The organism is Rhizobium phaseoli (assembly GCF_010668805.1).
Taxonomy (GTDB): domain Bacteria; phylum Pseudomonadota; class Alphaproteobacteria; order Rhizobiales; family Rhizobiaceae; genus Rhizobium; species Rhizobium phaseoli_A.
Window position 1 is genome coordinate 1 of sequence record NZ_WUFT01000028.1, and the last position, 13,848, is coordinate 13,848.

General features: G+C 61.6%; 12 protein-coding genes and 1 pseudogene. 5 read left to right on the forward strand and 8 right to left on the reverse strand.

The window, feature by feature from the left end; translation table 11 throughout:
* From GR197_RS28785 to GR197_RS28815, 7 genes are all read right to left on the reverse strand, one after another.
* Window positions 1–148, reverse strand: a 148-nt coding sequence (locus tag GR197_RS28785; RefSeq protein ID WP_164015810.1) for an ACT domain-containing protein, incomplete at its 3' end; no start/stop codon positions are given.
* A 97-nt stretch (window positions 149–245) separates the two neighbouring features.
* Window positions 246–1,553, reverse strand: coding sequence for a type III glutamate--ammonia ligase (glnT, locus tag GR197_RS28790; protein WP_012555031.1), 1,308 nt, complete (start codon window positions 1,551–1,553; stop codon window positions 246–248).
* Window positions 1,554–1,633: 80 nt separating this feature from the next.
* Window positions 1,634–2,962 carry an FMN-binding glutamate synthase family protein gene (locus GR197_RS28795; RefSeq protein ID WP_164015812.1) on the reverse strand — a complete coding sequence of 443 codons (1,329 nt, stop codon included), beginning with the start codon at window positions 2,960–2,962 and terminating at the stop codon, window positions 1,634–1,636.
* Window positions 2,963–2,976: 14 nt separating this feature from the next.
* Window positions 2,977–3,663, reverse strand: coding sequence for a GXGXG domain-containing protein (locus tag GR197_RS28800; protein WP_003594875.1), 687 nt, complete (start codon window positions 3,661–3,663; stop codon window positions 2,977–2,979).
* A 55-nt stretch (window positions 3,664–3,718) separates the two neighbouring features.
* Entirely contained in the window at window positions 3,719–4,624 is a 906-nt protein-coding gene (locus tag GR197_RS28805; protein WP_164015814.1) for a class II glutamine amidotransferase, read from the reverse strand.
* Window positions 4,625–4,713: 89 nt separating this feature from the next.
* The gene (locus GR197_RS28810; RefSeq protein ID WP_164015816.1) at window positions 4,714–5,397 is read right to left on the reverse strand and encodes a helix-turn-helix domain-containing protein; all 684 of its coding nucleotides are present in this window, start codon (window positions 5,395–5,397) and stop codon (window positions 4,714–4,716) included.
* A 70-nt stretch (window positions 5,398–5,467) separates the two neighbouring features.
* Window positions 5,468–6,427, reverse strand: coding sequence for a GlxA family transcriptional regulator (locus GR197_RS28815; protein WP_164015818.1), 960 nt, complete (start codon window positions 6,425–6,427; stop codon window positions 5,468–5,470).
* 87 nt (window positions 6,428–6,514) lie between these two features.
* Here GR197_RS28815 and GR197_RS28820 point away from each other — a divergent pair, with 87 nt between their 5' ends.
* The 5 genes from GR197_RS28820 (at window position 6,515) to GR197_RS28840 (ending at window position 13,144) form a co-directional block, all read left to right on the forward strand.
* A complete protein-coding gene (locus GR197_RS28820; protein WP_164015820.1) occupies window positions 6,515–7,765 on the forward strand; it encodes a sarcosine oxidase subunit beta family protein in 1,251 nt (416 codons plus the stop codon).
* A gap of 12 nt (window positions 7,766–7,777) precedes the next feature.
* Window positions 7,778–8,059 carry a sarcosine oxidase subunit delta gene (locus tag GR197_RS28825; RefSeq protein ID WP_003594885.1) on the forward strand — a complete coding sequence of 94 codons (282 nt, stop codon included), beginning with the start codon at window positions 7,778–7,780 and terminating at the stop codon, window positions 8,057–8,059.
* Window positions 8,056–11,010: a sarcosine oxidase subunit alpha family protein gene (locus tag GR197_RS28830; protein WP_164015822.1), complete on the forward strand. Its 2,955-nt coding sequence runs from the start codon at window positions 8,056–8,058 to the stop codon at window positions 11,008–11,010. Before GR197_RS28825 ends, GR197_RS28830 begins: the two co-directional genes overlap by 4 nt.
* The gene (locus GR197_RS28835) at window positions 11,003–11,548 is read left to right on the forward strand and encodes a sarcosine oxidase subunit gamma family protein (protein ID WP_164015824.1); all 546 of its coding nucleotides are present in this window, start codon (window positions 11,003–11,005) and stop codon (window positions 11,546–11,548) included. The genes GR197_RS28830 and GR197_RS28835 overlap by 8 nt, the downstream gene beginning before the upstream one ends.
* 465 nt (window positions 11,549–12,013) lie before the next feature.
* Window positions 12,014–13,144 carry an RNA ligase gene (locus tag GR197_RS28840; protein WP_164015826.1) on the forward strand — a complete coding sequence of 377 codons (1,131 nt, stop codon included), beginning with the start codon at window positions 12,014–12,016 and terminating at the stop codon, window positions 13,142–13,144.
* Window positions 13,145–13,438: 294 nt separating this feature from the next.
* On the opposite strand, the pseudogene GR197_RS32815 reads toward GR197_RS28840, so the two are convergent.
* Window positions 13,439–13,833, reverse strand: a pseudogene (locus tag GR197_RS32815) (sigma 54-dependent transcriptional regulator); the annotation flags it as partial.
* Window positions 13,834–13,848: the final 15 nt, after the last annotated feature.

The following is a 13,848-nucleotide window of genomic DNA, read 5'->3' on the forward strand; positions in this document are numbered from 1 at the left end:
TGACGCGCATGAAGAACTTGCCGGTATCGAGATCGTCGAACTGCGAGCTGTCGATGATGTTGCAGCCCTTGTCGGCCAGATAACTCGAAATCGCCGCCACGATGCCGCGCGTCGACTTGCAGGATACGGTGAGTACGACGTTTTTCATGCTGTCTTTTCCTTCACGAGATCAAGTGCCGAGGATGCGATCACGCCGAGCTTGTCAGCCCGGCGTGTCGGCGGTCTCGAAGACATCCGTCGGCCGCTCAGATGTCGAGCGTGCTGTCGCGTTCCCACTGGGTGAAATGCGAGCAGTAGGCATTCCATTCCCGATGCTTGAGCTTGAGATAGGCGGCGGAAAATTCCGCCCCCATCGCCTGCTTCAGGCCCTCGTCGGCATCATAGGCACGCAGCGCATCGAGGAGGTTGAGCGGCAGGCGCGGGGCGTCCTTCACCAGATGCCCCTCGGCATACATGTCGATATCATAGTGGCGGCCGGGGTCTGCCTGGCTGCGGATGCCGTTAAGGCCGGCGGCAATGATGATCGCCTGCAGCAGATAGGGATTGACCGCTCCATCAGGCAGGCGCAGTTCGAAACGTCCCGGTCCCGGCACGCGCACCATGTGAGTGCGGTTGTTGCCGGTCCAGGTCACGGTGTTCGGCGACCAGGTGGCGCCTGAGGTGGTGCGCGGCGCATTGATGCGCTTGTAGGAATTGACCGTCGGATTGGTGACCGCGGCAAGCGCCGAGGCATGTTTCATGATGCCGCCGAGGAAGGTCTTGCCCTGAGCCGAGAGCCCAAAGGCCATTTCCTTGTCGGCGAAAGCGTTGACCTTGCCATCGATGTCCCAAACCGAGATGTGGGCGTGGCAGCCGTTTCCGGTCAGGCCCATGAAGGGCTTCGGCATGAAGGTGGCGCGAAGGCCATGCTTTTCGGCGACCGACTTGACCATGAACTTGAAGAAGGAGTGCTTGTCTGCGGTCTGAAGCACGTCGTCATATTCCCAGTTCATCTCGAACTGGCCGTTCGCATCCTCGTGGTCGTTCTGATAGGGCTTCCAGCCGAGCTCGAGCATGTAGTCGCAGATCTCGGCGATGACATCATAGCGACGCATCACGGCCTGCTGATCGTAGCAGGGTTTTTCGGCGGTATCGAACTGGTCCGAAATCACCGAACCATCCGCAGAGATCAGAAAGAACTCGGGCTCCACGCCGGTCTTAACCCGCAGCCCTTCTTTCGCAGCCTCAGCAACCAGCTTTTTCAGCAGCACACGTGGCGCCTGTTCGACGGGCTGATCGTCCATGACGCAGTCGGCTGCGACCCATGCGACGTCTTTCTTCCATGGGAGCTGGATGACCGAGGACGCATCGGGAACCGCGAACAGGTCGGGATGGGCCGGCGTCAGATCGAGCCAGGTTGCAAAACCCGCAAAGCCCGCGCCGTCTTTCTGCATATCGGCAATGGCTTGCGCCGGGACCAGCTTGGCGCGTTGGGCGCCGAACAGGTCCGTGTAGCTGATCATGAAATATTTGATGCCTTTTTCGGAGGCGTATTGCGAGAGATCCAGTGTCACTTTTGTCCCCTTGTATTGATCTCAGACACTTGATGATGAAGCCGGCCGCATCCTCCCAAACGCGCCCGGCTGGTGTTTTCTTAAAAACCGGTCTTGCCGGGGATCCAGTTGGTGCCGGCGAGCGGCACTTGCGCCATGGCCGATGCCTCGATCGTCAATGCAACGAGGTCTTCCGGCTCGAGGTTATGGAGGTGGTTCTTGCCGCAGGCACGCGCGATCGTCTGCGCCTCGAGCGTCATGACCTTGAGGTAGTTGGCAAGGCGGCGACCGGCCGCAATCGGGTCGAGGCGCTTTGCGAGCTCCGGATCCTGGGTGGTGATGCCGGCCGGATCCTTGCCTTCATGCCAGTCGTCATAGGCGCCGGCGGTCGTGCCGAGCTTTTGATATTCTTCTTCCCAGTGCGGATCGTTATCGCCGATGGCGACGAGTGCCGCCGTGCCGATCGCGACCGCGTCGGCGCCGAGCGCCAGCGCCTTGGCGACGTCGGCGCCCGAGCGGATGCCGCCCGAAACGATCAGCTGCACCTTCCGATGCATGCCGAGATCCTGCAACGCCTGGACCGCCGGACGAATGCAGGCGAGTGTCGGCATGCCGACATTCTCGATGAAGACATCCTGCGTTGCCGCCGTGCCGCCCTGCATGCCGTCGAGCACGACGACGTCGGCGCCGGCCTTCACGGCAAGAGCGGTGTCGTAATAGGGACGCGCGCCACCGACCTTGACGTAGATCGGCTTTTCCCAATCGGTGATTTCGCGCAGCTCCATGATCTTGATTTCCAGATCATCGGGGCCGGTCCAGTCCGGATGGCGGCAGGCCGAGCGCTGGTCGATGCCCTTTGGCAGGTTGCGCATATTGGCAACGCGGTCGGAGATCTTCTGGCCGAGCAGCATGCCGCCGCCGCCGGGCTTGGCGCCTTGGCCAACCACGACTTCGATGGCATCGGCGCGGCGCAGGTCCTTCGGATTCATGCCGTAGCGGGAGGGCAGGTATTGGTAGACCAGCGTTTGCGAATGGCCGCGTTCCTCATCGGTCATGCCGCCGTCGCCTGTCGTGGTCGAGGTGCCGGCGATGGTCGCACCGCGGCCGAGCGCCTCCTTGGCGTTGCCGGACAGCGCGCCGAAGCTCATGCCGGCAATGGTGATCGGCGTCTTGAGCGTGATCGGCTTCTTGGCGAAACGTGAGCCGAGCACGACTGTCGTGTCGCACTTTTCCCGATAACCTTCGAGCGGGTAGCGCGAGATCGAGGCGCCGAGAAACAGCAGATCGTCGAAATGCGGAACCTTGCGCTTGGTGCCGGCGCCGCGGATGTCATAGATACCAGTCGCCGCCGCGCGGCGGATTTCGGCAAGCGTATAGTCATCGAAGGTCGCGGACTTGCGTGGCGGGGTATAAGGATTGTGATAGCTCATGGGGGTCCCTCGCCTCAGTACGCGTCGGCGTTGTCGATGTTGAAATTGTAGAGCTTGCGAGCCGAGCCGTAGCGCTTGAACTCTTCGGGCCTGACGTCCGTCACGCCTGCTTTGTCGAGCAGCTCGGCAAGCTTTTCCAGATGCTCCGGCCGCATCTCTTTCTCGATGCAGTCGGATCCCAGGCTCTTGACCTCGCCGCGGACAAAAAGCTTGGCTTCGTAGAGCGAATCCCCCAGCGCTTCGCCGGCGTCGCCGAGCACGACGAGATGGCCGGACTGGCCCATGAAGGCCGACATGTGGCCGATGCTGCCATGAACGACGATGTCGATGCCCTTCATCGAAATGCCGCAGCGCGACGCTGCATTGCCCTTGATGACGAGCAGGCCGCCGCGGCCGGTGGCGCCGGCATACTGGCTGGCGTCGCCCTCGATGACGACAGTGCCCGACATCATGTTTTCGGCAACGCCCGGACCGGCCGAACCGTGGACCGTGACCCTGCCGCCGTCATTCATGCCGGCGCAGTAATAACCGACCGATCCTTTGACAGCGACCGTGACGGGGCTGTCGATACCGACGGCAACGGAATGGCTGCCGCGCGGGTTGATGACCTCGAATTCAGTGTCGTTGGCACCTTTGGAAAGGGCGTGCAGCGCGCTGTTCAGTTCGCGAAGAGGGGTGTTGGAAAGATCGAATGTCGGCATTGCATCCTCGTTGGTCCGGGAGACGGTCTGACCCGCTCCTGCATTCAGGCGCCCCTCAGGCGGCCTTGTCGTGATCCCAGAAGTAAACGGTGGCCGGCTCCGGCTCCCAGACACGGGCGTTCTCGATGCCGGGAAGGTTGACCAGCGCGCGGTATTCCGAGCCGAAGGCGACATATTGGTCGGTCTCGGCCATGACGGCGGGCTTGCAGGCGATCGGGTCGCGCACCACCCCGAAGCCGGACTTGGTGCCGACGACGAAGGTGAAGAAACCGTCGAGATCGTCGAGCGCCCCGGTCAGGGCCTCACCGAGATCCTTGCCCTTGGCCATTTCGGCCGTCAGATAGGCGGCGGCGACTTCGGAATCGTTCTGCGTCTCGAAGGTCATGCCTTCGCGAACCAGTTCGCGGCGCAGGTTGTTGTGGTTGGACAGCGAGCCGTTGTGCACCAGGCACTGGTCGGCGCCGGTCGAGAACGGATGAGCGCCGAGCGTGGTGACCGCGGATTCCGTCGCCATGCGGGTATGGCCGATGCCGTGGCTGCCGCTCATGGCGCGGACATCGAACCGCTTCACGACGTCTTTCGGAAGACCGATTTCCTTGTAAATTTCGACGCTTTCGCCCGATCCCATCAGGCGGACCGTCGGACGGATCTCTTCGAGCGCCTTGCGCACGGTTCCAAGCTTGGAGGCATCCAGCTCGATGACCGCATGCGTGCTCTTGATCGACACCTCGGCTCTGATGCCGGCCTTCGCAAGATCACCGGCGAGGCCTTCGAAGTCCACGCTGGGGTTGGCGGACTGGATGGTAATCTTCGCTTTTCCCTCGGTGGAGCCGCCATAGATTGCGATTCCGGCTGAGTCCGGTCCGCGATCCGTCATGGTGATCAGCATATCCGAGAGCAGATTTCCCAGCTGAGGTTCAAGGCTCTTGTCCTTGAGGAACAATCCAACAATGCCGCACATAGCGTGTGCCTCCGTTCATGGTGAGAAAGGACTAGCAGGACTATTTCAGGACTTCAACTAGGAAGAATAAATTTTTCTTTTAAGGCAAGTCAGCTTCTGGAGTTCTGCTGGGGATAGCTGATGATCGAGAGGTATTTGCTCGGCAGTTCCACCAGCTGCTCCGGCCCATGCGGCGCATCGGCATCGAAGAACAGGCTGTCGCCCGGCTGCATCTGGAAAAGCTGATCGCCATGGCGGTAGATAACCTCGCCTTCGAGCATGTAGAGAAATTCCATGCCCTCGTGCTGAAAGGTCGGGAAGGTGTCGGAATCGGCGGTCAGCGTGATGAGATAGGGTTCGACGATGACGCCGCTGGTATTATTGTCGATATGGCCGAGCAGATTATATTGATGGCCGGCGCGCGTGCCGCGCCGTTCGAGTTCGATGCCCTGCCCCGCCTTGACGAAGACGGCATTACGCGGTTCCTCAAAGCGGCGGAAAAAGGCGGTCATCGGCACGCCGAGCGCCCGCGACAGCGATTGCAGCGTCGTCAGCGACGGGGAGATGTTGCCGTTCTCGATCTTCGACAGCATGCCGAGCGAAATGCCGGTCGCGGCCGCCAGATCGGTGACCGTGATGCCGAGTTTCTTGCGGTAGGCGCGCACCTCATGGCCGATCGCCATTTCGAGGTTGTTTTCCTTCGGCTCGCGAACAGCGTGCGGATCCTGGGAAAAGGCAGCGCGTTCGCTATGCGCCTGTTCCAGTTGCTTCGCCGCTTCAAGCTTGGGTTTCATGCTGCCGCCTTCGCGTTGTTCAGAGGCAACCCTATCGCCCTAGTGAAATTTTCTCAACCGTGAAGAAAACCTATTCCCGCCGCGCCTCGCGCGGAGCGATGCCGTAGACGGCGCGGAACATCCGGGAAAAGTGGCTGAGACTGGAAAAGCCGGTGGCAACGGCGATCTCCGAGACGGAAAGCGGGCTCTGCTTCAGCAGGCGATGGGCATGCTGCAGCCTGATCCTGTGGTACTGATCGAGGAAGCTGGTCTTAAGATGGGCGGAAAAGAGCCGGTCGAGATGGCGGACGGTGACGCCGGCGATGCGCGCCATGGCGGCGCGGTCGAGCGGCATTTCGATCGTCTCCTCCATCCGTTCGAGAACGCTGAGCAGCCCTGGATGGTGGACGCCATAGCGCTCGGCGAGCGAGGCGCGCTGGGGGGCGGCGGGCGCGTTGACCTCTGTGTGAAGATACCAGTCGCTGACGCGGCGGGCAAAATCCGGTCCCATGCGCTCGGCGATCAGCACATGCATCATGTCGAGCGGCGCGATGCCGCCGCCGCAGGTGATCCGGTTACCGTCGATCATGAAGCGCGCCTGGCGTGGCGACAGATCGGGAAAAGCCTCGAGAAGGGCGGCCGCATGTTCCCAGTGGATGGTAAAATCGCGGCCGGCCAGCAGTCCGGCCGCGGCCATCAGATAGGGGCCGCCCGAAATGCCGCCGATCCTCACACCCTCGCGCGCCAGCTGCCGCAGACAGGCAAGCACGCCGGGATAACGCCAGTCGCGCGGCAAGCCGCCGGCGCAGACGAAGGCCGTGCCGAGGCCGGAACCCCTGGCCGGAAGCGGTTCGGCGGGCACGCTTACGCCCGAAGAGGAGCGCGCCGGCTCCCCGTCCGGCGAAAAGATCGACAGGTGATAGATTTCGCGCCCGGCCAGGAGGTTTGCCGCCCTGAGCGGTTCGCTCGCCGAGGCATAGGACATCAGCGCAAATCCCGGGATCAGGATGAAGCCGATTTCCTGAACATTTCGGTTATCGGATGAGGACATGTCTCTTTTCTAACCATTCATGTCCTAATTGCGCAAGTCGTGCGTCACCTTTCTGGCATCATGCGGTCGTTCCATTCGGATTGACCCATGCGCTATTCCGCTCTTTCGATCTTCTTAAACGGCCTTCGCGGCAATAAAAGCTGGGCGCCCGCCTGGCGCGATCCGGCGCCGAAGCCGCATTACGACGTCATCATCGTCGGCGGCGGCGGTCACGGCCTTGCCACCGCCTATTATCTCGCCAAGGAATTCGGCATCACCAATGTCGCCGTCCTTGAAAAGGGCTATCTCGGCTCCGGTAACATCGGCAGGAACACGACGATCATTCGCTCGAACTACCTGCTGCCCGGCAACAATCCCTTCTACGAACTGTCGATGAAGCTTTGGGAAGGCTTGGAGCAGGACTTCAACTTCAACGCCATGGTCTCGCAGCGCGGCGTCCTCAACCTCTTCCATTCCGATGCGCAGCGCGACGCCTATACGCGCCGCGGCAACGCCATGCGGCTGCACGGCGTCGACGCCGAGCTTCTCGACCGGCAGGCGGTGCGCAAAAAACTGCCCTTCCTCGATTTCGACAATGCCCGTTTCCCGGTGATGGGTGCTTTGTACCAACCGCGCGGCGGCACGGTGCGCCACGATGCGGTCGCCTGGGGTTATGCGCGCGGCGCCGACAGCCGTGGCGTCGACATCATCACCCAGTGCGAAGTAACCGGCATCCGCAGCGAAAACGGTAAGGTGACCGGCGTCGAGACCAGCCGGGGTTTCATCGGCTGCGGCAAGCTGGCGCTGGCAGCGGCCGGCAATTCCACTGTCGTTGCCGACATGGCCGGCCTTCGCCTGCCGATCGAAAGCCATGTGCTGCAGGCCTTCGTCTCCGAAGGGCTGAAACCCTTCATCGACAACGTCGTCACCTTCGGCGCCGGCCATTTCTACGTCTCCCAGTCGGACAAGGGCGGCCTCGTCTTCGGCGGTGATATCGACGGTTATAATTCCTATGCCCAACGCGGCAATCTGGCCTCGGTCGAACATGTCGCCGAAGCCGGGCTGGCGATGATCCCGTCCCTGTCGCGGGTGCGTTACCTGCGCTCCTGGGGTGGGGTGATGGACATGAGCATGGACGGCTCGCCGATCATCGACCGCACCCATATAGACAATCTCTATCTCAATGCCGGCTGGTGTTACGGCGGCTTCAAGGCGACGCCCGCCTCCGGCTTCTGCTACGCCCATCTGATCGCCCGCAACTCGCCGCATCAGACGGCCAGCGCCTTCCGGCTCGACCGGTTCGCCCGCGGCTATCCGATCGACGAAAAGGGCGTCGGCGCCCAGCCCAATCTGCACTGAGGACATCTAACGATGGCAAGCCTGATTTCATGTCCCCATTGCGGCGCCCGGCCCAAGGAGGAATTTTCGATCCGCGGCGATGCGGGCTTGGCTCGACCGGCGCCGGATGCCGGTGCGGAGGCCTGGTTCGACTATGTCTATCTGCGCGACAATCCGCGTGGCAGCCACAGCGAATACTGGCACCATTCCTCCGGCTGCCGCCGCTGGTTGATCGTCGAACGTGATACCGTCACCCATGTGGTTCATGGCGTCAGGGATGCCGCGCTTTCGAAGCTTGGCGGGGATCTGGCATGACGAGCTTCCGTCTTACCTCCGGCGGCCGCATCGACCGCGCCACGACACTCGGCTTCACTTTCGACGGCAAACCGCTCGCAGGCCATCCGGGCGATACGCTCGCCTCGGCGCTGCTTGCCAACGGCGTCCAGCTCGTCGGCCGCAGTTTTAAATATCATCGCCCGCGCGGCATTCTGACGGCCGGGGCTGCCGAACCGAACGCGTTGGTGACGACTGGCAGCGGCGGGCGCACCGAACCGAATACGCGCGCGACGATGATCGAGCTTTACGAGGGGCTGGCGGCCAAGAGCCAGAACCGCTGGCCCTCGCTCGGTTTCGATGTCGGCGCCGTCAACGGGCTGCTCTCGCCTTTCCTCAGCGCCGGCTTCTACTACAAGACCTTCATGTGGCCGGCAGCACTCTGGGAAAAGCTTTACGAGCCGGTGATCCGCAAGGCGGCGGGCCTCGGCAGAGCCTCCTACGAGGCCGACCCCGATGCCTACGAGAAATGCTGGGCGCATTGCGATCTGCTGGTGATCGGCGCCGGTCCCGCCGGTCTTGCCGCAGCACTCACCGCCGGCCGCGCCGGCGCCCGCGTCATCCTCGCCGACGAAGGCCCCGAACTCGGCGGCAGCCTGCTTTCCCGCAGCAATGTTGAGGGCAAGCCGGCCGACGCGCTTCTCGGCGAGCTGCTGGCCGAACTCGAGGGGCTGGCGAACGTACGCCGCCTGCCGCGCATGACCGTGTTCGGCTGGTACGACGACAATGTCTTCGGCGCCGTCGAACGCGTGCAGAAGCATGTGGCGCTGCCCGATCCGGAACGCCCGGTCGAACGCTTGTGGCGCATCGTCGCCCGTCAGGCGATTCTGGCGACAGGCGCCGAGGAGCGGCCCCTGGTCTTCGGCGGCAACGATATTCCCGGCGTGATGATGGCAGGCGCCATGCGCAGCTATCTCAATCGGCAGGCAGTGGCGCCGGGCAAAAGCACGGTGATCTTCACCACCAACGATGCCGCTTACCGCACCGCCGCCGATCTCGAGGCGGCCGGCCTCGTCGTCGCGGCGATCGTCGACAGCCGCGCCGATGCCGGCAAAGGCTGGCAAGGCGGCGCCGAAGTGCTGAAGAGCGCCCGGGTGATCGATGCGTTCGGCGGCCAACGCCTCAACGGCGTCAGCGTCGAAACCGCAAACGGCACCCGCCGCATCGACGCCGATGCGCTTGCCATGTCGGGCGGCTGGAGCCCGATCATCCACCTTGCCTGCCATCGTGCTGGGAAGCCGCAATGGTCGGACGAAGCTTCGGCGTTTCTGGCGCCGGTCGCGCAGGATGGCCTTGCCGTTGCCGGCTCGGCTGCCGGCCTTTCTGAAACCGCTGCCTGCCTCGGCGATGGCGCCGCAAAGGCGGCGGCCGCCCTGAAGGCGATCGGCTTTGCAGCGGCGGAACCGGCTTTTGCTGCTGCGCCGGAAGCGGTTCGAGGCTCAAAGCCGCTCTGGTCGGTCAAGGGCTCGAAGGGCAAGGCTTTCGTCGACTATCAGAACGATGTGCATCTCAAGGACCTCGGCCTCGCCGTCCGCGAAGGCTATGGCCATGTCGAACTCGCCAAGCGGTATACGACATCAGGCATGGCGACCGACCAGGGCAAGCTGTCCAACATCAACGCCATCGGCATCCTGGCCGAGGCGCGCGGCGTGTCGCCGGCCGAGGTGGGAACGACGACCTTCCGGCCCTTCTATACGCCGGTCTCTTTCGGCGCCTTGACCGGAACATCGCGCGGCAAACATTTCCAGCCGGGCCGCAAATCGCCGCTGCACGGCTGGGCTAAGAAGAACGGCGCCGTCTTCGTCGAAACCGGCCTCTGGTACCGGTCCTCCTGGTTCCCGCGCGCAGGTGAGGCGACATGGCGCGACAGCGTCGATCGCGAAGTGCTGAACATCCGCAAAAATGCGGGCCTCTGCGACGTCTCGACCCTTGGCAAGATCGAAATCTTCGGCCGCGATGCCGCGGCCTTCCTCGACCGCATCTATTGCAACGGCTTCTCCAAGCTTGCCGTCGGCAAGGCGCGTTACGGCATCATGCTGCGCGAGGACGGCTTGATCTATGACGACGGCACCACCAGCCGCTTCAGCGACGAGCATTTCTTCATGACGACGACGACGGCGCTCGCCGCCGGCGTGCTCACCCATCTCGAATTCTGCGCCCAGACGCTCTGGCCGGAACTCGACGTCTGCTTCGCCTCCTCCACCGATCAATGGGCGCAGATGGCCGTTGCCGGACCGAAGTCGCGCGCCATCCTCTCCGAGATCGTCGACGAGGATTTGTCCGATGCGGCCTTCCCGTTCATGAGCGCCCGAAAGATCTCACTGTTCGGCGGCCGCCTCGAAGGCCGGCTCTTCCGGATCTCCTTCTCGGGCGAACTCGCCTACGAACTTGCCGTGCCGGCCGGCTATGGTGAGAGCGTTGCCGACGCCGTCATGGCATCCGGCGAGAAACACGGCATCTGCGCCTATGGCGCCGAAGCGCTCGGTGTTCTGCGCATCGAGAAAGGCCATGTCACCCATGCCGAAATCAACGGCACGGTCACACCAGGCGATCTCGGCTTCGGCCGTATGGTGTCATCGACCAAGCCGGATTTCATCGGCAAGGCGATGCTCGCCCGCGAAGGCCTGCAGGATCCCGAACGCCCGCGCCTCGTTGGCGTCAAGCCGCTCAATCCGGCAAGCGGCTTCCGCACCGGCTCGCATATCCTTGCCGAGGGTGATGCAGCGACGCTCGAAAACGACCAGGGCTATGTCACATCAAGCGCCTTTTCGCCGACGCTCGGCCATACGATCGGCCTGGCGCTGGTCAGGCGTGGGCCGGAACGTATCGGTGAAAAGGTGACAGTCTGGAACGGCCTGCGCAACGAATTCGCCGATGCGGTGCTCTGCCATCCCGTCTTTGTCGATCCCGAAAACGAGAAGCTCCATGCTTGATCTTCCTCAGCACAGACCGGTTCTCGCCGGGGCAGCATATGCCGGTATCTCAGAGGCAGGCATCCGGCTGGAAGCCTTGCCCGAGGGCCATCTGCTGCACGTACTCGGCACGATCGAGCCTGCGGCACTTGCCGCCGAACTGGTCAAAGCCGGCTTTGCAAACAGTTCGATCCGCAAGGCCGGCTTCCGCCAATGGTTCGTCGCCGGCGACGAGCCGCTTACTTCAGCAGGTCTCAATACTCTTATGGCCGCGCTTGCCGGAAAAGCCTTCGTCATGGACCAGAGCCACGGACGCGTCCGCATCGGCGTTTCCGGCCGGTCTTCGCGGCTGCTGCTGTCAAAAGGCACCGCCGTCGATCTCGATCCTGCGGTCTTCCCGGAAGGCAGTTCGGCGATGACGATGGTCGGTCACCTCTCCGTGCAGATCGTCCGCACCGGCGACGACAGCTTCGAACTCACGGTCCTGCGCAGCTTCGCCGAAAGCCTCTGGGACGAACTCAAGCATATGGCGGCGAGCGCCGAGAGGGACGGCGCGTAAGGGCCGTGCCGGCACAAAGATCGACGATTGAGCGAAATAGCTGGAAGGTTCAACTTTCCGGCGCGGTGGCACGCAACCGTTGACCGTCGAGCCAACACGAGAATTCGCTACAGCGGAGAGGATGGCGGCGAAATTTTTAGGGACTGACGATGGAGCAGATGGTAAGCGGTGCCCCAATCACACCTTGTGGCAGCCTAGATAATGCCGCGAGATAAATTCTTTGAGCATGATTGATCGAGCCGTTATCTCGAATCGGATTCACGCTTCGACGCGAGGATCGCGAACGCCAGTAGCGAAATCATTGGCAAAGGCTGTGTTGGGTCCGAACCCAATAGGCGTTGCATCCATCAGAGCGGACAATCAAATCTATTAGCAAATCGCGTTTGACGGCGTGGAACGGCTGAACAATTGATAAATTCAGCCAAAATTAATTCTGAAGGCGATAAAAGTGGGTGCCGTGAAAAGATGAACGACCCGATACACCCTGCACGCCAAATCCCGTTTCCCGACCTTATCGCTGGCTTGAAGCGAGCCCAAGGGCTCGGCCATGTCCATCGCCGTCAGAATTCAACCGGTACTTTACAGCTCTACATCTATACCCCCCGGTGCGTATATGAGGATGGTTGGGATCAGTTTTCGCTGATCGCTCGCGGTCTCATTGTGGACGAGGGCGCTGGTCGGGTCGTTGCCACGCCGTTTCCGAAGTTTTTCAATGCCGGCGAGCGGCATGGCGAAGTACCCGATCTGCCGTTTGAGGCGTTCGAAAAGCTCGATGGTAGTCTGATAATCGTGTTCAATGATGTTGGCCGTTGGCACGCAGCCACCAAAGGCGCGTTCGACTCCGAACAGGCCCTATGGGCTCAAGCACGCTTGGATGCCCATGATCTCTCCGGTCTGTCGCCGGATACGACATATCTGTTCGAGGCGGTATATCCGGAAAACAGAATTGTCGTGCGATATGCGAAGCCTGCCATGGTGATGTTGGCGGCCTACCACGCTTCAGGTCTTGAAGTAACCTACGACGAGGTTCGAACGACCAGCCAAGCGTTGGGATGGCGTGCGGCCGAACGCCATGAGTTCGGGAATATGGCGGACATGATGCTCCATACTGCAACGCTCCCACGCGACAACGAGGGATTTGTCGTTAGATTCACAAATGGCTTGCGCCTCAAACTCAAAGGCTCCGAGTACCGTCGTATCCATGCGTTGATCTCACGCTGCACGCCGTTGGCAATGTGGGAAGCAATGGCCGCTGGGGACGACATGGCCGCGATTCGTCGTGATTTGCCGGAAGAGTTTTGGAGCGATTTTGACAACATCGTACTCCTCCTGACGAAGGAATACGTGGCGATGGAAAGGAAGGTCGCTGAACTGGCAGCATCTGTCGCCCATCTTTCCGATAAAGAGTTGGGATTGTCGCTCAATTCACTGCCTGCTGACGTGGGTCCTTACGTTTTTGGCTTGCGAAAAGCAGGTGCAATCCTAGGCAAGTCCCGAGACGCGTTGATTCGTTCCATCAGACCCACTGGCAACGTGTTGCCAGGTTACCAGCCGTCATATGCCATGGGGCGTGTGATTGATGAGGCAACATCGTAGATTTGCAGCGTACAGTAGCTCTGGCGTGAATGCAGGATTGGAGAAGGCCTCGGCTGAGAGGTTCCTTCGGCTGTGACATTGAAGCAATAATGCGTTAAATAGCGGCATCAAGTGGAACGTGTGCTTTGCTCCAGAAGGCGTTCGATAGGTGAACCTCACGCCTAGACTTCCTGGTCGTGAAAACCTCCAATGTACTCTCCATGGAGAAACTCCCGTTGCTCGTCCATGGAAAGCCGATCATAGATTAGCCCAGACAGGGCAACGTGGGAGTGGAACACCGGTTACCACAAGCCTTTATCCGGTTTTCCTAATGTCCTCGAATCTGAGGCTGAAGCGTGCGAGATATTTACTCAGGCGATCGGCATCGTTGCTACTCTTTTTCTCCAGTCGCGACTTCGCAAACAGGGCTCTGCCCGCAGCACTTGCGGTGGCATGTTGACGGCAGGTGTGAAGAACGGTGGCAAGCTGGGCTGTGTCGAAGCGATCGAGGCGAGCGGCCGCCTCCGCACCCAGCACTTCTTCAATGATCAGATCCACCCTGCCGTCGTCACTCGAGCTGCGCCAAAACGCATTCAGCCGCCGGACTTCATCGTCAACGACGTCGTCGTGATGCGCCCATACGGCGCAAGGGTCGCCATGCGGGTAACCGAAGCTGACAGGTCGCGAAAGTTGGCACTCCAGACGGATTGGTATCGGGCCAGCGT